17 protein-coding genes and 1 tRNA gene are annotated in these 18,583 nt (G+C 73.6%); 4 read left to right on the forward strand and 14 right to left on the reverse strand.

Annotation, left to right across the window (positions count from 1 at the left end; all coding sequences use genetic code 11):
• Positions 1-93 precede the first annotated feature (93 nt).
• A complete protein-coding gene (locus tag ACQP10_RS28810; RefSeq protein WP_346019630.1) occupies positions 94-924 on the forward strand; it encodes a TVP38/TMEM64 family protein in 831 nt (276 codons plus the stop codon).
• Positions 925-1,018: 94 nt separating this feature from the next.
• Here the strand turns inward: ACQP10_RS28810 and ACQP10_RS28815 are convergent.
• From ACQP10_RS28815 to nadD, 4 genes are all read right to left on the reverse strand, one after another.
• A tRNA-Ala gene (locus ACQP10_RS28815) sits at positions 1,019-1,091 on the reverse strand.
• Positions 1,092-1,304: 213 nt separating this feature from the next.
• Positions 1,305-1,937: a histidine phosphatase family protein gene (locus ACQP10_RS28820; protein WP_346019629.1), complete on the reverse strand. Its 633-nt coding sequence runs from the start codon at positions 1,935-1,937 to the stop codon at positions 1,305-1,307.
• Positions 1,934-2,341, reverse strand: a complete 408-nt coding sequence (rsfS, locus tag ACQP10_RS28825) for a ribosome silencing factor (RefSeq protein WP_189245648.1) — start codon at positions 2,339-2,341, stop codon at positions 1,934-1,936. Before rsfS ends, ACQP10_RS28820 begins: the two co-directional genes overlap by 4 nt.
• 230 nt (positions 2,342-2,571) lie before the next feature.
• The gene (gene nadD / locus ACQP10_RS28830; protein WP_189245649.1) at positions 2,572-3,192 is read right to left on the reverse strand and encodes a nicotinate-nucleotide adenylyltransferase; all 621 of its coding nucleotides are present in this window, start codon (positions 3,190-3,192) and stop codon (positions 2,572-2,574) included.
• A gap of 73 nt (positions 3,193-3,265) precedes the next feature.
• Between nadD and ACQP10_RS28835 the strand changes: the two genes are divergently transcribed.
• Complete coding sequence (locus ACQP10_RS28835) at positions 3,266-4,291, forward strand: M48 family metallopeptidase (protein WP_386149390.1); 1,026 nt, start codon at positions 3,266-3,268, stop codon at positions 4,289-4,291.
• 49 nt (positions 4,292-4,340) lie between these two features.
• Here ACQP10_RS28835 and ACQP10_RS28840 read toward each other — a convergent pair whose 3' ends face one another.
• Both ACQP10_RS28840 and ACQP10_RS28845 read right to left on the reverse strand, forming a co-directional pair.
• Positions 4,341-4,781 (reverse strand): YybH family protein, encoded by a 441-nt coding sequence (locus ACQP10_RS28840; RefSeq protein WP_346019627.1) that lies wholly within the window; start codon positions 4,779-4,781, stop codon positions 4,341-4,343.
• A 189-nt stretch (positions 4,782-4,970) separates the two neighbouring features.
• A complete protein-coding gene (locus ACQP10_RS28845) occupies positions 4,971-5,873 on the reverse strand; it encodes a LysR substrate-binding domain-containing protein (RefSeq protein WP_346019626.1) in 903 nt (300 codons plus the stop codon).
• A gap of 108 nt (positions 5,874-5,981) precedes the next feature.
• Here ACQP10_RS28845 and ACQP10_RS28850 point away from each other — a divergent pair, with 108 nt between their 5' ends.
• Together ACQP10_RS28850 and ACQP10_RS28855 are read left to right on the forward strand one after the other, a co-directional pair.
• Positions 5,982-6,404 (forward strand): hypothetical protein, encoded by a 423-nt coding sequence (locus tag ACQP10_RS28850; protein WP_433540071.1) that lies wholly within the window; start codon positions 5,982-5,984, stop codon positions 6,402-6,404.
• Positions 6,397-8,013 (forward strand): multicopper oxidase family protein, encoded by a 1,617-nt coding sequence (locus ACQP10_RS28855; protein ID WP_433540072.1) that lies wholly within the window; start codon positions 6,397-6,399, stop codon positions 8,011-8,013. The genes ACQP10_RS28850 and ACQP10_RS28855 overlap by 8 nt, the downstream gene beginning before the upstream one ends.
• Before the next feature lie 41 nt (positions 8,014-8,054).
• Here the strand turns inward: ACQP10_RS28855 and ACQP10_RS28860 are convergent, their stop codons facing one another.
• The 8 genes from ACQP10_RS28860 to ACQP10_RS28895 form a co-directional block, all read right to left on the reverse strand.
• On the reverse strand, positions 8,055-9,764 hold the full coding sequence (locus ACQP10_RS28860) for a serine/threonine-protein kinase (protein WP_346019623.1): 1,710 nt from the start codon (positions 9,762-9,764) through the stop codon (positions 8,055-8,057).
• Positions 9,765-9,918: 154 nt separating this feature from the next.
• Positions 9,919-10,500 carry a DoxX family protein gene (locus ACQP10_RS28865; RefSeq protein WP_433540073.1) on the reverse strand — a complete coding sequence of 194 codons (582 nt, stop codon included), beginning with the start codon at positions 10,498-10,500 and terminating at the stop codon, positions 9,919-9,921.
• 194 nt (positions 10,501-10,694) lie between these two features.
• Positions 10,695-11,984 (reverse strand): glutamate-5-semialdehyde dehydrogenase, encoded by a 1,290-nt coding sequence (locus ACQP10_RS28870; protein WP_346019621.1) that lies wholly within the window; start codon positions 11,982-11,984, stop codon positions 10,695-10,697.
• Positions 11,985-12,008: 24 nt separating this feature from the next.
• On the reverse strand, positions 12,009-13,106 hold the full coding sequence (gene proB / locus ACQP10_RS28875; RefSeq protein ID WP_433540074.1) for a glutamate 5-kinase: 1,098 nt from the start codon (positions 13,104-13,106) through the stop codon (positions 12,009-12,011).
• 112 nt (positions 13,107-13,218) lie between these two features.
• Positions 13,219-14,571, reverse strand: coding sequence for a GTPase ObgE (gene obgE, locus ACQP10_RS28880; protein WP_346019619.1), 1,353 nt, complete (start codon positions 14,569-14,571; stop codon positions 13,219-13,221).
• A gap of 102 nt (positions 14,572-14,673) precedes the next feature.
• Positions 14,674-14,931 (reverse strand): 50S ribosomal protein L27, encoded by a 258-nt coding sequence (gene rpmA / locus ACQP10_RS28885; RefSeq protein WP_189245659.1) that lies wholly within the window; start codon positions 14,929-14,931, stop codon positions 14,674-14,676.
• A gap of 19 nt (positions 14,932-14,950) precedes the next feature.
• A complete protein-coding gene (gene rplU / locus ACQP10_RS28890) occupies positions 14,951-15,253 on the reverse strand; it encodes a 50S ribosomal protein L21 (protein ID WP_346019618.1) in 303 nt (100 codons plus the stop codon).
• 269 nt (positions 15,254-15,522) lie between these two features.
• Positions 15,523-18,489 (reverse strand): Rne/Rng family ribonuclease, encoded by a 2,967-nt coding sequence (locus tag ACQP10_RS28895; protein WP_433540075.1) that lies wholly within the window; start codon positions 18,487-18,489, stop codon positions 15,523-15,525.
• Positions 18,490-18,583 lie beyond the last annotated feature (94 nt).

An 18,583-nucleotide genomic window follows, 5' to 3' on the forward strand; every position in this document is an offset into this window, starting at 1 on the left:
TCGGCCGTACCCGCCCGGCCCGGTGTGCGATCCGGCACCGCCGCACGGCGTACGGTGGGGCCGTTCCCGAAACCACCCGCAGGAAGCCGCCCCGTGACCGCCTCCCGTGCGACCCCCGACGCCGTCCCCGACGCCACTGCGATCCGGCCGTCGGCCCCCGCCCCACCGACGTCCTCCGCCCCGGCGGTGCCCGGCGCCCCGATGGCGCCTCCCGTCCCGTCCCGGGGTGCGGCCCGCCTCCTGCTGTCACCGTGGGCGCGCCTGGCGCTGCTCGTCCTGCTCGTGGGAGCGGCCGCCGGGGCGGTGCTGCTCTGGGAGCCCCAGCGGTCGCTCACCTCCGGCGCGGGCGGTCTCGCGTCCGGGGTCTGGGCGGGTCCGGCCTTCGTGGCCGTCTACGCGCTGGGCACGTTCGCCTTCGTCCCCAAGCCGGCGTTGAGCGCCGCCGCCGGCGCCCTGTTCGGCATCGCCTACGGCCTGCCCCTCGCCGTGGCGGGCACCACCGCGGGCGCGGTGACCGCCTTCGCCGCCGCCCGGCTGCTGGGCCGGGACGCCCTGCGGCCGCTGCTGCGGGGCCGGGTCCTGACCGCGCTCGACCGGCGGCTCACCCGTCACGGGTTCGGTGGCGTGCTGGCGCTGCGCCTGCTGCCGGGGGTGCCGTTCGCCGCGGTCAACTTCGGCGCCGCCCTCTCCGGGGTGCGGCCGGGACCGTTCACCGCGGCGACGCTGCTGGGCACGGTGCCGGGCAACGCCGTCTACGTGGCCGCCGGGGCATCGGCCTCCGCGCCCGCCTCACCCGTGACGTGGATCGTCGGCGCCGGATGCGCCGTTCTGCTGGGCGCCGTCCCCCTGTGGCGGGCGGCCGTACGGCGGCGCGCCGCGCGTTCCTCCCCGGCCGTGTCCCCTGATCCGGCCGTGTCCTCGTGATCCGGCCGGAAAACCGACGAGGTCCCGCCCGATCATCTTGATCGGGCGGGACCTCGTCGGTCACCCTCGGGCCGTTTCGGGAACGGCCCCGCGGTGGAGCTATGGGGATTCGAACCCCAGACCTCCTCCATGCCATGGAGGCGCGCTACCAGCTGCGCCATAGCCCCTGGTCACCGCTCCGAGTGTTCTCGTCGCGGCGCTTGGGAAGCATATAGGGAAGCGGCGCGATCGCCTAATCGGCCGCGGTGCGGCCCGCACCCGGCGCGGCCGGGCGCGAGTCCACGCGACCTCGAAGCGGTCGTCGCCGATGACGGCGGGGCCGTGAGCCCGCACGACGTCGGAGACGGCCGCCGTCGGCGGAGCCGCGGGCCCGCGCGACGTCAGGACTGCGTCGCCTCGGGGCTGTCGTCGCTCTGCACCGGCTCGGGGAGGGTGCCGGCGTTGTGCTCCATCAGGCGCCAGCCCTTGCGGCCCTCCTCCAGGACCGACCACGAGCAGTTGCCCAGGCCGCCCAGGGCCGGCCACAGCTCCTCCGGCAGACCCATGAGCCGGGCGACGCCGAGACGGATCGCCGCCCCGTGGGAGGCGACCACCAGCAGCCCGTCCGGCGCCAGCCGCTCCGCCCAGCGGCGGACCGCCGACGACACCCGCTCGGCGACGTGGGTGACGGGCTCGCCGCCGGGCGCCTCCCAGTCGGCGAACTCCCGGGGCCAGCCGGCGGCGATCTCCGCGCGGGTCAGCCCCTCCCACTCGCCGCCGCCCCGCTCGCGGAGGTCCTTGTCCACCGCCACGTCGAGACGGGTGAGGCGGCCGAGTGCCGCGGCGGTGTCGTACGCCCTCCGCAGGTCGGACGAGACGATCATGGTGGGCCTGAGGGCGGCGAGCAGCGACGCGGCGCGGGCCGCCTGGGCCAGGCCCGTCTCGTCCAGCGGGATGTCGCTGTGCCCCTGGAAGCGTTTCTCGACGTTCCAGAGGGTCTGGCCGTGCCTCAGGCAGACGACACGGCGGCTCACTCAGATACCGCCCGGCGGGCGCGCTGGGCGGCGGCCTGGGCCACGCTGTCCGGCAGGGAGATGGAGGGGCAGTCCTTCCACAGGCGCTCAAGGGCGTAGAAGGTGCGGTCCTCCTCGTGCTGGACGTGCACGACGATGTCGATGTAGTCGAGGAGGACCCAGCGGCCCTCGCGCTCGCCCTCCCGGCGGACGGGCTTGGCGTCGGCCTGGAGCCGCAGCCTCTCCTCGATCTCGTCGACGATGGCGCGGACCTGGCGGTCGTTGGAGGCGGAGCACAGCAGGAAGGCGTCGGTGATGACGAGCTGGTCGCTCACGTCGTAGGCGAGAATGTCGTCGGCCAGCTTGTCGGCGGCGGCCTCTGCGGCGATTCTGACGAGCTGGACGGATCTGTCGGTTGCGGTCACGGTGTCGGTTAGTCCTCCTGTAGTCGGCGCTGTCACCTACCAGGGTGCCCCATCGGGAGCCCCCGGAGAACTGCCGCGATCACAGCGCCTGTCATGTTGCCACCCCATTACAACGCCCGGCGGGCACCGCCCGATTCCGTTCCGGTCACGAAGCCCCCGCGCGGGTCGGCGCCGTAAGGCCCGCGGCCGGGCCAGGCCGGGCCGCGGACGCCGTACGGCTCGCGGCCGGGTCAGGCCTCGGGGTCGCGGTACAGGCCGCGCTTGTTGATGTACTGCACGATGCCGTCGGGCACGAGGTACCAGATGGGCTCGCCCGCGGCCACCCGGTCGCGGCACTCCGACGACGAGATGGCCAGCGCCGGGATCTCCACCAGGCTGACCCGGCCCTCGGGAAGGCCGGGGTCGCGCAGCACGTGGCCGGGCCGGGTGGCGCCCACGAAGTGGGCGATGGTGAACAGCTCGTCGACGTCGCGCCAGCTCAGGATCTGCGCCAGCGCGTCGGCCCCGGTGATGAAGAACAGCTCGGTGTCCGGGCCCCGCTCGGTGGAGATCTCCCGCAGCGTGTCGATGGTGAAGGTCGGCCCCGGCCGGTCGATGTCCACCCGGCTCACCGAGAAGCGCGGGTTGGAGGCCGTCGCGATGACCGTCATCAGGTAGCGGTCCTCCGGCGCGGAGACCGTCTTGTCGGCCTTCTGCCAGGGGCGTCCGGTGGGCACGAAGACCACCTCGTCGAGATCGAAGTGGTGGGCGACCTCACTGGCGGCCACCAGGTGGCCGTGATGGATGGGATCGAAGGTGCCACCCATGACGCCCAGGCGTCGCTTTCCCCCGCGACCAGACGCGTTCATCATGGAAGGACCCTAGCGCGCGGCCCGCGACCGGCTTTCGCCCGGTCCCGCGCACACCAGGCGGGTCCGACGTAGCATGCCGGGCATGACCACCACCCCGGATCGCAACCGCGTGCAGCTGCCCGGCATAAGCTCTCGCGCCTACGAACATCCCGCTGACCGGTCCGCGCTGGTCGCCCTGCGCTCGCTCAGCGGCTTCGACACGGTGCTCAAGCAGATGTCCGGCCTGGTCAGCGAGCGCCGTCTGCGCCTGATCCAGCTCGCCTCGGCCGTGCGCACCAGCGAGACGCAGTTCCGCGTCCTGCACGACATGGGCCGCGATGCCGCCTACGTCCTCGATCTCCACCGCATCCCGGAGATCTACGTTCAGCAGAGCCCGGCGGTGCAGGCCAAGGCGATCGGCTTCGACGACCCGTTCATCGTCGTCACCACCGGCCTGCTCGACCTGATGGACGCCGAGGAGCTGCGCTTCGTCATCGGCCACGAGACCGCGCACATCCTGTCGGGCCACGCCGTCTACCGCACCATGCTCGACATCATGACCCGTCTGGCCAGCCGCGTGGCGTGGATCCCGCTCGGCTACATCGGCCTGCGCGCCATCGTCGCGGGGCTGGAGGAGTGGCAGCGCAAGTCGGAGCTGTCGGCCGACCGCGGCGGCCTGCTCTGCGGCCAGGACCCGGAGGCCGCGCTGCGCGCGCTGATGAAGCTCGCCGGCGGCTCGCGTCTGCACGAGATGAACATCGAGGCGTTCCTCGACCAGGCGCGCGAGTACGACACGGCCGGCGACGTCCGCGACGGCCTGCTGAAGGTCCTCAACCTGCTGGGCACCACCCACCCGTTCGCGGTCTCGCGGGTCGCCGAGCTCGACAGGTGGCGCCGCAGCGGCGACTACGAGCGGATGCTCGGCGGTGACTACCCCCGCCGGGCCGACGACGCCGACGCGAGGATCACCGAGGAGATCAAGGCCGCCGCCCGCTCCTACCGCGAGTCCTGGTCGCAGTCGCAGGACCCCTTCATCGGCGTGCTGCGTGACGTCGCCGAGGGCGCGGTCAACGCCGGGGAGCGCATCTTCAACCGCTTCGCCCGCCGCGACGGCAACTGACGGTGACCCGAAGGCCCGGGAGGAGCGTTCCCGGGCCTTCCGTGACCCGTCAGGGTTCGAGGTCGGTCACCCCTCTGCCGCTCGCCATGTCGAACGGTACGGAGACCTGGTCGTGCGCGATCAGCCAGCGGCCGTCGATCTTCCGGAAGCAGAAAGTGGCCCGGACCCACATACCGCTCACCGCCGTCCCGTTCCCCAGCGTGCCGCTGAGCCGGCCGAAGCAGTACCCGAACGCCACGTCGTCGCCCACGGTGAACGTCAGGTCGCGAACCTCGTAATCCACCTCCTGGAAGAACGCGAACACCTTCGCCCAGTTCTTCAGTTTCGCGTCCACCCCGACGTGCTGCAGCGGCGGCTCGACGTCGAAGGACACGACGTCCGTCGCGTAGAGCCGTCGCAGGACCTCCAGATCCTTGGCCCGGATTCCTTCGACGATCCCGCCGACCTGCCGCCTGATCTCGGTTTCGTCCGCCTCGCGTTGCGTGGTCATCGCTGCCCGTCCCTTCCGTTCGGCCTGGCGTCTCGGCCTCTCACCGGTACGACGACGCGGCGCCCCGGAATGTCAGGTGGCGCGGCGACCTGACGGTTCGGTGCGCTGTCTCATCGGACCGCCGAGGGCGGATCCGGCCCGGGGAGCACCTGAAGCCACTCGAGGCCGTGAAGCCGCCTGGTGAGCCCGTCATCCGCGTTCGTCCCGCGGTTGGCCGGTGGTCCAGTCCCAACCGGTGATCGTGGCGCGCATCAGGCGGGCGGCGGTGGACAGGTGGCTGCCGGCGCCCCAGTGCAGGGTGACCGTGCGGCGGCAGCCGGGGTCGTCGACGGCGATCCAGACGCCGGGTACCTGCGTGGTGCTGCGGCGGGCGAAGGCGGGGACGAGGCCGATGCCGAGTCCCGCGCCGATCAGCTCCGCGATGGCGCCGAGCTCGTCGACCTCGCAGACGATCTTCGGCGTGCGGTCCAGCGCGGCGAAGAGCCGGTCGAGCAGCCGCCGCTGCCAGTGCCCTTTGCGGGCGGCGACGAAGGGCTGGCCGACGAGTTCGTCGACGCGCACGGACGTACGGCCCGCCAGCGGGTGATCGAGTGGCGCGCCCACCCCCACCACCTCGTCGAACAGCCGCGCCGACTCCAGTCCTTCGGCGTGGATCGGCTGCGAGGCGACGCACAGGTCGACGTCCTGGGCCCGCAGGCGGCGGGCCATGTCCTCGGCCGGTGACCAGTGGAGCTCGACCTCGACGGAGGGATGGGCCCGCCTGTAGGCCGTCAGCGGGCCGGTGAGGGTGAGGAAGGTTTCCGACGCCAGCCTCACGGTGCCCATGCCCTCGCCTGCGGCCTCGGCGACGGCGCGTCGTCCGGCCTCGAGCTCGCCCAGGGCGCGCTCGACGTGGCCGCGGAAGACCTTGCCCGCGTCGTTCAGCCGCAGCCGGCCGCTCCGGTCGAACAGCGGGGTGCCCAGCTCGCTCTCCAACCGGGCGATGGTCCGGCTCAGCGACGGCTGGGCGACGTGAAGCTCCTCGGCCGCCCGGCTGAGGTGTTCCAGCCGGGCCACCACCAGGAACTGCCTGAGCGGGCCCAGCTCCATCATGCCTCCCGGAACATAACACCATAGCAATATTGATCTTAGACGAGATAACCGTCTGTCCATAGTGTCGGGTCGTTCACAGATCAAGGTCAGAGCGAGGAGAAGTGCGACATGCTCACCGGGGCCGCGCATCGGCCGAAACCCACAGGATGGACGTTTCGAGCCGTCGTCAGCGCGCACATGGTGGCGATCGCCGGCCAGCCGGTGTTCGCCGGGGTGTATCTGACCGGTGACTTCGACGGCCTGCGCTGGCACGCGGTCGGCGCCGGCGTGGTCACCTCCATCGGATACCTGCAGGTGATCGCGGCGATCGTGGTGTGGGTACGGCTGCGCCAGGCGTGGCCTTTCCTGGCCACGACGGCGGTGGTGGCGGCCGAGACGGTGCAGTACTTCGCCGGCTTGGACGGCGCGTTGTGGCTGCACATCCCGCTGGGCGTGATGACCGTCGCCGCGCTCGCCGTGCAGTTCATCGCCGTCTGGCGCCGGCCCCTCCCGCGGCGGCCGCGTACACGGCGGGAGGCCCGTGATGCGTGAGCACCACGACGAGGGCCGCGGCCTGACCAGGCGGCGGATGCTGGGCATCGGCGGGGCGCTCGGGCTGACGGCGGCCGCCGGGCTGTCGGCCTCGGCCGCGCTGGCCCGCCGGCCGCCGGTCACCGGTGCCCAGTTGCGCAGCGCCGTACCGCTACCGCCGCCGTTCCGGGTGCCGCTGCCGATTCCCCCCGTGCTCGATCCGGTCGGCACCTCGGGCGGGACCGACCGCTACGAGATCACCCAGCGCGAGGTGAGCGCGGAGATCCTGCCCGGCGTCAGAACGCCGCTGTGGACGTACGAGGGCACCTTCCCCGGACCGACGATCGAGTCGCGCCGCGGCCGGCCGGTCACCGTGACGCACCGCAACGAACTGCCCGTGCCGACCGTCGTGCACCTGCACGGCGGACGGACCCCGGCGGCCTCCGACGGGTACCCGACCGACCTCGTCCTGCCCCAGGACTGGCAGGAGCGCTCCATGCACACGGGGCACGGCTCCGGGCACGGCATGCGGGGCATGCGCGATCCGCGGGCCGTGGTGACCGAGCTGACACGGGACTACACCTTCCCGATGGACCAGCGACCGACGCTGCTGTGGTACCACGACCACCGGATGGACTTCACCGCCCCCGCGATCTGGCGCGGCCTGGCCGGGCTGCACATCGTCCGCGACGACGCCGAGGACGCCCTCGGCCTGCCCGCGGGGCCGCGCGAACTGCCCCTCATGATCGCCGACCGCGGGTTCGCCGCCGACGGCGGCCTCGCCTATCCCGCCCTCGACCCCGCCCTGCGGGAGCGGCCGGGTGTGCGCGACCCCTATCTCGGCGGCGTCCTCGGTGACGTGATCCTGGTCAACGGCGCCCCGTGGCCCGTGCACGAGGTCGACGCGGCCCGCCACCGGCTGCGTATCCTGAACGCCTCCAACGCCCGGCACTACGAGCTCGAAGCGGTCACCGACGACGGACGCCGCCTCGACCTCGTCCAGATCGGCGCCGACCAGGGACTGCTCGCCGCGCCGGTCACCCACCGGCTGCTGCCGACGGCGCCCGCCGAACGCCACGACGTGATCATCGACTTCTCCGGCGTCCCGGTCGGCGGCCGCGTCAGGCTCCTCAACCGGCTCGGCTCGGGCCGTACCCGCGACGTGATGGCCTTCCACGTCGCGCGCCGCGCCGCCGACGACAGCCGCGTCCCCCGCACCCTCTCCACCGACCTGCCGGCCTGGCGCCGGTCGGACGCCGTCAGGGTGCGCGACCTCTCCTTCCGCGCCGGGCGCATGGGCGGCGGCCACGGCTGGCTGATCGGCGGGCTGCCGTTCGACCCCGTCCGCTCCGACGTCACCACCCGTCTTGGCGATGTCGAGGTGTGGCGGCTGGTCGCCGACGTCCACCACCCCGTCCACCTGCATCTGGTCGGTTTCCGGGTGCTCTCGCGCGGCGGCCGCCCGCCGCTGCCGCACGACGCGGGCCTCAAGGACACCGTCTCCCTGCGGCCGGGTGAGTCAGCCGAGATCATCACCCGTTTCGACGGCTACCGCGGCCGTTACCTCTTCCACTGCCACAACGCCGAACACGAGGACATGGGCATGATGGCCAACCTTGAGATCGTCTAGGGGCGCGTGCCACGCCCGCCCGCGCCGCCCCCGGGTGCCGGTCAGAGGCCGAACACGAGGGCGACCGCCCGTACGGCCGTCGCGCAGAGGGCGACGAACCCGCCCAGCAGGGTCAGGGCGCGCAGCCCCTGCCTGCGCAGGTCGCGGAGCTCGGGGATCCGCGAGCTGACCCGCTCGATCTCGCGGCCGGTGCCCCAGCCGCAGACGACGCCGAACACGACACCGGCGACGGCGACGGGGCCGGGCCGCAGCCACCATTCGGGCGGCAGCTCCCCGCCCAGGATCGCCCACAGGGTGACCCCGGCGAGCCCGGCGGCCGGCAATCCGGGCCAGGCCAGCACGGTCACCAGCGACACCGCGAGGGTCGGCGGGAAGGTCGCCGCGCGCAGTACGCCGCGCGTCCTGGCCGACCTGCACCGCCTGACCAGCCAGTGCCCCATCCAGATCGCACGGGCCAGCCCGGTGAAGACCACGGTGACGGCGAAGGTGGCCAGCGGCCAGATCACCGTGGACACCACGCACGGTACGGCGAGCACGGCCAGCAGGAGCAGCGCCGCGCTTCCCACGGGCAGCGGGCCCGTCCTGGCCGGGGCGGGCTCCGCGGCCGGGGCGGTCCGCCGCCTCCTGACGACCCGGCGGGCGGGCGCGGACCCGTCCGCCGCGGGAGGGTGCCCGCCCCGGGATAGCTGCGTCTCACCCGGGACCGGGGTCCGCTCGTCGTCCCCGGGGCGCGTCCCCCGGACGGTCCGGTCCGGCGCGGGACCCGGCCGGGGCCCGCGGACGGCCTCCGCCGTCTTCGCCGCCCTTCCGGCCTTCGGGGGCTCCTCCGCCGTGGCGGTGGCGGCCCGGGTCTCCGGTTTCCGCGCCGCGACGGCCGCGGCCCGCTCCCCGGCATGCCCGTTCCGCTCCCCCTCGCGCCCGGCGTTCTTCGCGGGTGCCGTTGCGGCCGAGGCGGTGGCGCGGGCCAGGCGGGCGAGGCGGGTGGCGAGGACGGCCGCGGTGGGGCGTTTCCCGGCCTCGCGGTGCAGGGCCGCCCGGATCAGGGGCAGCAGCGCCGCGGGGACCCCCGCGAGGTCGGCCTGGCCGTTCAGGATCGCGTACATCTGCGCCTCGACCGTGCCGCGGCCGAAGGTGGGGCGCCCGGTGGCGGCGAACGCGACCGTGGCGGCCCAGGCGTGCACGTCGACGGGCTCCCGCACCGGCTCGTCGGCGAACAGCTCCGGGGCGGCGTAGCCGGGGGTGCCCAGGAAGGTGCCGGTGAGGGTGAGCCGGGTGGCGTCGAGGACCTGGGCGATGCCGAAGTCGATCAGGACGGGCTCGCCGCCGGGGCCGAGCAGCACGTTCGTGGGCTTGAGGTCGCGGTGCACGACCCCGGCCGCATGGATGGCCGACAGCGCGGTCGCCAGCCCCTGCGCCAGGGTGACGAGCCCCGCTCCCCGGAGCGGGCCGTCGCGCCGTACCCGCTCCAGGAGGGTGTCGCCCTCGATGTACTGCATGACCAGGTAGGGCCGCTCGCAGGCGAGATCGGCGTCGAGGACCCGGGCGACGTAGGGGCTCTCGACCCGGCGCAGGGCGCGGACCTCGCGTTCGAGCCGCGCGCGGGCCTCGGAGTCGGCGTCGACGGCCTCGTGGAGCATCTTGAGAGCGACGAGCTCGCCGCGGCGGTTGGCGGCGAGGTAGACCTCGCCCATGCCGCCCCGGCCGAGGCGCTCCATCAACGTGTAGGGGCCGATCCGCCCGAGTCGCCCCACGTGCCCTCCCGCGTCGGCCACATGGGTCCGAGACCGCCTGTGCCTGTCGGGTCGCTCGCTCGCGCTCGCTCCCCTGCCTCCAGCCCAAAGGAGACAACACCATAGCGGGCGGGGAGGACGAATTTACGGCGGCGCGCCGTACTTGGGGGAAACATCAGCGGCCCGCGGCGTCTCCCCGGGGATGCCCCGGCCCGCCCGCCTGCGGGGACGGCCGCTGCGGGGACTGCTCCGGCGGCTGCTCCGCCGGCCGGTCCGCCGGAGCGGGCGGCTGCGGCCCGGTCGCGAGCGGCGGGACGTACGGCAGGCCCGCCTCGTCCCGCCGGCGGCGCTCCTTCCGGCGGCCGAAGAGCAGGTGGTCCAGGCTGACCCGGCCCGCGCCGCCGGCGGCCAGCAGCAGCGCGGCCGAGCCGAGGGCGCCGGCCAGCTCGAAACCGCCCTCACCGACGAACAGCGCGCCCCGGTGGACGAACAGGACGGCGCCCAGCATGTCCACCGCGAGCAGGAGCCCGGCGAGCGGGGTCAGCAGGCCCAGGATGAGCAGGATCCCGCCGGCCAGCTCGACGACCACGGCGTACCACGCCGACGCCTCCGGCAGCGGCACGCCCATCGTGGCGAACTTCGCCGCGGCCGCGCCGGGCCCGCCGCCCGCGGCCTTCTGCCACCCGTGCGCGAAGAAGATCACGCCCACCACGATCCGGGCGATCAGCGCCGCCACGTCGTAAAGGGCGCGCCTCATGGCCGAGCCCGCCCGTCACGCGGGTCACCGGGCGATCGGTCCGGGGCCACGGCTCCCCGCGAGGGCCGGCCAGCGGACGGCACGGCGGCCGGACTCGTGATCACTGCGTCCATGCGACCAAGTCAAACGGCACCCGGCGTCGATCACGCGGAGCGACACGCCATCACGGAGAGCCATCGGGGGCGGCTGCCCGGCTACTCGGCGCGAGGCCCCGGCCGGGCGATGACCGTGCCGGTCGCGGTGCGCAGATGGCCCTCCCCGGTGTAGATCCACTTGGTGGAGGTCAGCTCGGGCAGGCCCATGGGGCCGCGCGCGTGCAGCTTCTGGGTGGAGATGCCGATCTCCGCGCCGAACCCGAACTCGCCGCCGTCGGTGAACCGGGTGGAGGCGTTGACCGCCACCGCCGCGGAGTCGACCGTCGCGACGAACCTGCGCGAGGCGGTGACCGAGCGGGTCACGATCGCGTCGGTGTGGCCCGAGCCGTACTTCCTGATGTGCGCGACCGCGTCCTCCAGCGAGTCGACCACGGCGGCGGCGATGTCGAGGGAGAGGTACTCCTCGCGGAAGTCGGTCTCACCGGCCGGCACCACGTCGCCGTAGGCGGCGATCCGCTCGTCCCCGTGCACCGTCACCCCCTCGGCGGCCAGCGCGGCCAGCGCGCGCGGCACGAACGCGTCGGCGACGGCGGCGTGCACCAGGAGCGTCTCGGCGGCGTTGCACACCGAGGGCCGCTGGGCCTTGGCGTTGAGGAGGATCTCGACGGCGAGGTCGAGATCGGCGTCGGCGTCGACGTAGACGTGGCAGTTGCCGACGCCGGTCTCGATCACCGGGACCGTGGACTCCTCGACCACCGAGTTGATCAGCGAGGCCCCGCCGCGCGGGATCAGCACGTCCACCAGGCCCCGGGCCCGCATGAGCTCCTTGACCGAGTCGCGGCTGCGGCCGGGCACCAGCTGCACCGCCCCGGCCGGGACCTCGGTGCCGGCCAGCGCCTCCTGCATGACCTTCACCAGGGCGGTGTTGGAGGAGTACGCGCTGGACGAGCCGCGCAGCAGCACGGCGTTGCCGCTCTTCAGGCAGAGCGCCGCGGCGTCCACGGTCACGTTCGGGCGGCCCTCGTAGATGATGCCGACCACCCCGAGGGGCACCCGGACCTGGCGCAGCTCCAGCCCGTTGGGCAGCGTGCCGCCCCGGACCACCTCGCCCACCGGGTCGGGCAGGTCGGCGACCTGGCGGACCGCCTCGGCGACGGCCCGGACGCGGGCCTCGTCGAGCCGGAGCCGGTCGATCATGTACTCGGAGGTGCCGCCCTCCCGCGCCCGCTCCACGTCGAGCGCGTTGGCCTCGACGATCTCGGCCGCCCTGGCCACCAGGGCGTCGGCCACCACCCGGAGCGCGGCGTCCTTGGGCGACCGCGGCAGCGGGGCCAGCTCGGCGGCGGCCTCTTTGGCCGCCCGGGCCACCTTCAGGAATTCCTCGGACATCTCGCGCTCCATGCGAACCGGAAACTAGTGCTGGGTCTCCAGTATGACGATGTCGTCGCGGTGAATCAGCTCACGCTCATATTCCGGACCGAGGTCGGCGCCCAGCTCCCTGGTGGAACGGCCCAGCAGGCCGGGGATCTCCCCGGCGTCGAAGTTCACCAGGCCGCGGGCGACGACCCGGCCGCGCGGCCCGCACAGGTCCACCGGGTCGCCCGCGGCGAACTCGCCCTCGACGGCGGTGACCCCGGCGGGCAGCAGCGACTTGCGGCGGCCCACCACGGCCTCGACCGCGCCGGGGTCCAGGTGGAGGCGGCCCCGGCCGGTGGTGGCGTGCGCCAGCCACAGCAGGCGGGTGCCGGGGTGGCGGCCCTCGGGGTGGAAGTAGGTGCCGATGTCGGCGCCGGCCAGGGCCTGCGCGGCGTGCGCGGCGGCGGTCAGCACGACGGGCACGCCCGCGCCGGTGGCGATCCGGGCCGCCTGCACCTTGGTGACCATGCCGCCGGTGCCGACCGCGCCGCCCCTGCCCAGCTCGACGCCCACGAGGTCGGCGGGCCCGCGCACCTCGGTGAGCCTGCGGGCCCCCGGGCGGCGCGGGTCGCCGTCGTAGAGGGCGTCCACGTCCGACAGCAGCACCAGCGCGTCGGCGCGGGTCAGGTGGGCGACCAGCGCGGCGAGCCGGTCGTTGTCACCGAAGCGGATCTCGTCGGTGGCCACGGTGTCGTTCTCGTTGACCACCGGGACGATGCCCAGCTCCAGCAGGCGGCTCAGCGTGCGCTGGGCGTTGGCGTGGTGCGAGCGGCGCATCATGTCGTCGGCGGTCAGCAGCACCTGGCCGACGCGCAGGCCGTACCGGGCGAAGGAGGAGGTGTAGCGGGCGACCAGCACCCCCTGCCCGACGGAGGCCGCCGCCTGCTGGGTGGCGAGGTCGCGCGGCCGGGCGGGCAGGCCCAGCGGGCCCAGGCCCGCCGCGATCGCGCCGGAGGACACCAGCACGAGCTGAGTGCCCGCCGCGCGGCGGGCGGCGAGCACGTCGACCAGGGCGTCCACCCGGTCGACGTCGATCGTCCCCTGCGGAGTGGTGAGCGAGGACGAGCCCACCTTCACGACCAGGCGTGCGGCCATACGGATCCGATCGCGCCCACCGTCCACGACACGTACCTTCCTCGAAAAGGGCTCCCCGGGTTCTGCCGCCACGGCCCATGCGCCGGGGGCCCCGGGGGCCGTGGAGAGCAGGCTATCCGAGCCGGTTGTCCGTGCCCCGCGGCCCCTGGTGCACGGCCTCGGCGTTGAGCGTCGGCTGCCAGTCGAAGATGTAGCCGTTCTCCATGGACCCGATGATCACCTCGGCGCCGGCCTTGGCGCCCGCCTTGGTGAGCTCCTCCTCCACGCCGAGCCGCTCCAGCCGGTCGGCGAGGTAGCCGACGGCCTCGTCGTTGGTGAAGTCGGTCTGGCGGATCCACCGCTCCGGCTTGACCCCGGTGACCTGGAAGGTGTTGTCGTCCACCCGGCGTACCGCGAAGCCGGTGTCGCCGATCTGGCGGGGCCGGATGACCAGGCGGGTCGGCTCGGGCACGGGCGCGGCGGCCCGGGCGGCGGCGACCATCTCGGCCATGGCGTAGGTCAGCTCCGGCAGGCCCTCGTGCGTGGCCGCCGAGATCTGGAAGACCCGCAGCCCCCGCTCCTCCAGCATCGGCCGGACGATGTCGGCCAGCTCCCGGGCGTCGGGCACGTCGGCCTTGTTGAGCACGGCCAGGCGCGGCCGGTCCTCCAGCTTGCCGTACGCCGCGAGCTCGGCCTCGATCGCCTCGTAGTCGCTGACCGGGTCGCGGCCCGGCTCCATGGTGGCGCAGTCGATCACGTGCACGAGCGTGTTGCACCGCTCGACGTGCCGCAGGAACTCGTGTCCCAGGCCCTTGCCCTCCGACGCGCCGGGGATGAGGCCGGGCACGTCGGCGACGGTGAAGACCGTGTCGCCGGCGCTGACGACGCCGAGGTTGGGCACCAGCGTGGTGAACGGATAGTCGGCGATCTTCGGGCGGGCCGCCGACAGCGCGGCGATCAGGGAGGACTTGCCCGCGCTGGGGAAGCCGACCAGCGCCACGTCGGCGACGCTCTTCAGCTCCAGCATCACGTCGAGAGCGTCCCCGGGCTCGCCGAGCAGCGCGAAGCCGGGGGCCTTGCGCTTGGTGGAGGCCAGGGCGGCGTTGCCCAGCCCGCCGTGGCCGCCCTCGGCGATCACGTAGCGGGTGCCGGCGCCGACCAGGTCGACCAGGACCTCCCCGGTGGAGGCGTCCTTGACCACGGTGCCGTCGGGCACCGGCAGGATGACGTCCCCGCCGTTGGCTCCGTCACGGTTGCCGCCCGAGCCCTGCTTGCCGTTGGCGGCCTTGCGGTGCGGACGGTGGTGGTACTCCAGCAGCGTGGCGGTGCTGGGGTCGACCTCCAGGATCACGTCGCCGCCGCGGCCGCCGTTGCCGCCGTCGGGGCCGCCGAGCGGCTTGAACTTCTCCCGATGGACAGAGGCGCAGCCATGTCCCCCGTCACCGGCCTTGATGTGCAGGACCACCTGGTCCACAAAGTCCGGCATGTCTGCCTTTCTACCCCTATCTCAGGAAAGCCGCTCATAAAGCGAACAGGGGTGGATCGCGTACGCGATCCACCCCTGTCGTTGACGTCTGGCGGTGCGGACCTACTCCGCGGCCGGGACGATGCTCACCGCGCGGCGACCGCGCTTGACACCGAACTGCACGTGGCCGGCGGCCAGCGCGAACAGCGTGTCGTCGCTGCCGCGGCCGACGTTGTCACCCGGGTGGAAGTGGGTGCCACGCTGACGGACGATGATCTCGCCGGCGTTGACCAGCTGACCGCCGAAGCGCTTCACGCCGAGCCGCTGGGCGTTGGAGTCACGGCCGTTCCGAGTGGACGACGCGCCCTTCTTGTGTGCCATCTCGCAAAACTCCCGAAACTCAGGCCTGGTCGATGCCGGTGATCTTCACCTGCGTGTAACGCTGGCGGTGACCCTGGCGCTTCTTGTAGCCGGTCTTGTTCTTGTACTTGAGGATCCGGATCTTCGGACCCTTGGTCTCGCCGAGAATCTCGGCGGCGACGGTGAACTTGCCCGCCTCGGTGGTCACGTCGCCATCGTTGACGACGAGCACCGTCGGCAGCGAAACCTTGGAACCGACCTCGCCGGCGACCTTGTCCACCTCAAGGACGTCACCGACGGAGACCTTCTGCTGCCTGCCGCCGCAACGAACGATCGCGTACACCGCGGAACCCTTCTTCTGACTACTTGCTCGCTGGATGCTGCGCCCCGCATCCGGCTATGGTCACTGATGTCGACCGACGAACCGGGTAGACGCGCGAACAGGGCGCGCCACGAGCGCACCGGTTCACCAGCTTACCGGATTATCGGTGTCCTGGTCGAACCGGGCGGAACGCCGGAGCTGCCGGCCGCTGACCGTGCCCCGCGGGCGCCCCCGCCGCCCAGAGCGCCTGTACGGCGCCGCCGGACGGCGGGATTCGCGAGGCGGCCCGGTCAGTCGGCCGACCTGGCCTTCCGGGAGCGTCGCCGCCCCCGGCCGGAAGTCTGCATGGCCTGAGCGTCTCCGTCAGGAGCGTCATCAAGCGCATCGGTCACCGTATCACGGCCGGACTGGTCGTTGGCCGCGACGGCCTGACCGCCGTCCTTGCCGAGCTTCTCCGCGACGGCCTTCTCGATGGCCATCTTGCCCTGGGTGCCGCGCGGTTCCGGCTTGCCCTCGACCGGCTCGGTCGAGACGTGCAGGCCCCGGCCGTTGCAGCACTCACAGACGGTGGAGAACGCCTCCAGCAGGCCCTGCCCGACCCGCTTGCGGGTCATCTGCACCAGCCCCAGCGAGGTGACCTCGGCGACCTGGTGCTTGGTCCGGTCGCGGGCCAGGCACTCCAGCAGCCGCCGCAGCACCAGGTCGCGGTTGCTCTCCAGCACCATGTCGATGAAGTCGATGACGATGATGCCGCCGATGTCCCGCAGCCTGAGCTGGCGGACGATCTCCTCGGCCGCCTCCAGGTTGTTGCGGGTCACCGTCTCCTCGAGGTTGCCGCCCTGACCGGTGAACTTGCCGGTGTTGACGTCGACCACCGTCATGGCCTCGGTCCGGTCGATCACCAGCGAACCGCCGCTGGGCAGCCAGACCTTGCGCTCCATCGCCTTGGCGATCTGCTCGTCGATGCGGTAGGCGGCGAAGACGTCGCCGTCGCCGTCCCACCTCTTCAGCCGGTCGGCCAGGTGCGGGGCGACATAGCGGACGTACTCGTCGACCGTCTCCCACACCTCGTCGCCCGCCACGACCAGCGAGGCGAAGTCCTCGTTGAAGACGTCGCGGACCACCCTGACGGTCAGGTCGGGCTCGGAGGACAGCAGCTCCGGCGCGCTGGCAGACTTGGCCTTGCGCTGGATGTTCTCCCACTGGGCCGACAGCCTGGCCACATCGCGGCCGAGCTCCTCCTCGGAGGCGCCCTCGGCGGCCGTGCGGACGATGACACCGGCGTTCTCCGGCATCACCTTCTTCAGGATGCTCTTGAGGCGGGTGCGCTCCTTGTCGGGCAGCTTGCGGCTGATCCCGGTCATCGAGCCGTCGGGCACGTAGACCAGGTAGCGGCCCGGCAGGCTGATCTGCGAGGTGAGCCGCGCCCCCTTGTGGCCCATCGGGTCCTTGGTGACCTGCACCAGCACCGACTGGCCGGACTTCAGCGCCACCTCGATCCGCTTGGGCTGACCCTCCAGCCCCACGGTGTCGAAGTTGACCTCACCGGCGTACAGCACCGCGTTGCGGCCCTTGCCGATGTCGACGAACGCCGCCTCCATGCTCGGCAGGACGTTCTGCACCTTGCCGAGGTAGACGTTGCCCACGTAGGACTGACCGGCCTCGCGGTTGACGTAGTGCTCGACGAGGATGCCATCCTCCAGCACCGCGATCTGGGTCCGGCCGCCGGTGCGGCGGACCACCATCATGCGCTCGACGGACTCGCGGCGAGCCAGGAACTCCGACTCGGTGATGATCGGCGGACGCCTGCGACCGAGCTCACGGCCCTCGCGGCGGCGCTGCTTCTTGGCCTCCAGGCGGGTCGAGCCGCGCACGCTCTGCACCTCGTCCAGCAGGCTGCGGCCGGCGCGGGGCGCGCGGATGCGCACCACGGTGTTCGGCGGGTCGTCGTGGCCCTCGTCCGTCTCCTCGCCGCCCCTGCGGCGGCGACGGCGGCGACGGCGCGAGCCGCCCGTCTCCTCCTCGGCCTGCTCGGCGGGCTGGGGCTGGGCCGGGGACTCCTCCTCGGCCTGCTCCGGCTCCTCCTCCTCGCCCTCCTCCAGGTCACGGGTACGGCCCCGGCCGCGCCCGCCCCTGCGGCGGCGACGGCGGCGGCCACCGGCCTCGTCGTCGCCCTCGGCCTCGTCACCGGCGGCCTCCGGGGTGAGCTCCTCCTCGGCCTGCTCCGCCTCGGGTTCCGGCTGCGCCGGCGCGGGACGCACGGCGGGCGCCTCGGCCCGCTGCGGGTCGGGGGCCTGGAAGAGCGGCTGGAAGACCGCGGCCGGTGCCTGGAAGGTCAGCGCCGGGGCCTCCGGGCGCTCACGCTCGGTCAGCCCGAAGGGGTCGGAGAACAGGCCGGGACGCTCCTCGACGATGTCCTCGCCCGCGGGCTCGTCGTCCAGCGCCTCGTCGGCGGGCGGCTCCGGAAGCAGGTCCGCGACGGCCGGGGCTTCCGAGGGCTCCTCGCCGTACGGAGCCTCCGCGACCTCCGCGACCGCCGGGGTCTTCGCGGCCTCCGGGGCCTCCTGAGCCGCCACGGGTCCCGCCGGAGCCGCGGCCTGGGGCGCGCTCACCTCGGCGACCGGCTCGGCCGCGGGGGCCTCCTGCTGCGCCGCCTTCCTGCGGGTGCGGGTGCGCTTGGCCGGCGCGGGCTTCTCCGGCGCCTCCTGTCCGGACGGCTCGGCCACCGGCTCCGGCGCGACCGGCGCGGCCGTCTCCGCGGACGCCTCGGTCGCCGACCCGGAAGCCGTCTCGGCGGGCGCCTCGGCGCCCGGCTCCGCCACCGGTTCGACGGCCGCCTTCTTCGCACGGCTGCGCCGGGGCTTCGCGGCGGCCGGCTCGGCCGTCGCGGTCCCGGCCTCGGCGACGGCCGCCTTGCGCCGGGTCGCGCGCTTGGGCTTCACCGGCTCCGGCGCCGCCTCGGGCTCCGGCGTGGCTCCGGGCTCCTGGGCCGCGGCGGGCCGTACGTCACCGGTCTCGGCGGGTCCGTCCGGCCGCGTCACCGCCGGCTCGGGAGCCGGGGCCACCGCGGGCTCGGCGGCGGCCGACGGGGCCGTCACCGGCGCGGGCGCCTTCGGCACCGCGGGCGGGGACTCCGGCTCCTCCGGCGGAGGGCCGGCCGGCCTGCTGGCGGACCGCCTGCGACGTGTCGGCTGGGTCTGTTCTGTTCTGTCCTCGCCGGGGCCGTTCACCCCGGCGCCGGGCTCGTTGTCGAGCATGCGGGCGCTCTCCCGTCAGCTCCCGGGCACGTCTCCGCGCCGCGCGGGAGCTCTCGTCTCTCGCTGTACGCCGGACCGCACGGCCCGGCGCCAA

The organism is Streptosporangium sandarakinum, from assembly GCF_050942225.1.
GTDB lineage: Bacteria > Actinomycetota > Actinomycetes > Streptosporangiales > Streptosporangiaceae > Streptosporangium > Streptosporangium nondiastaticum.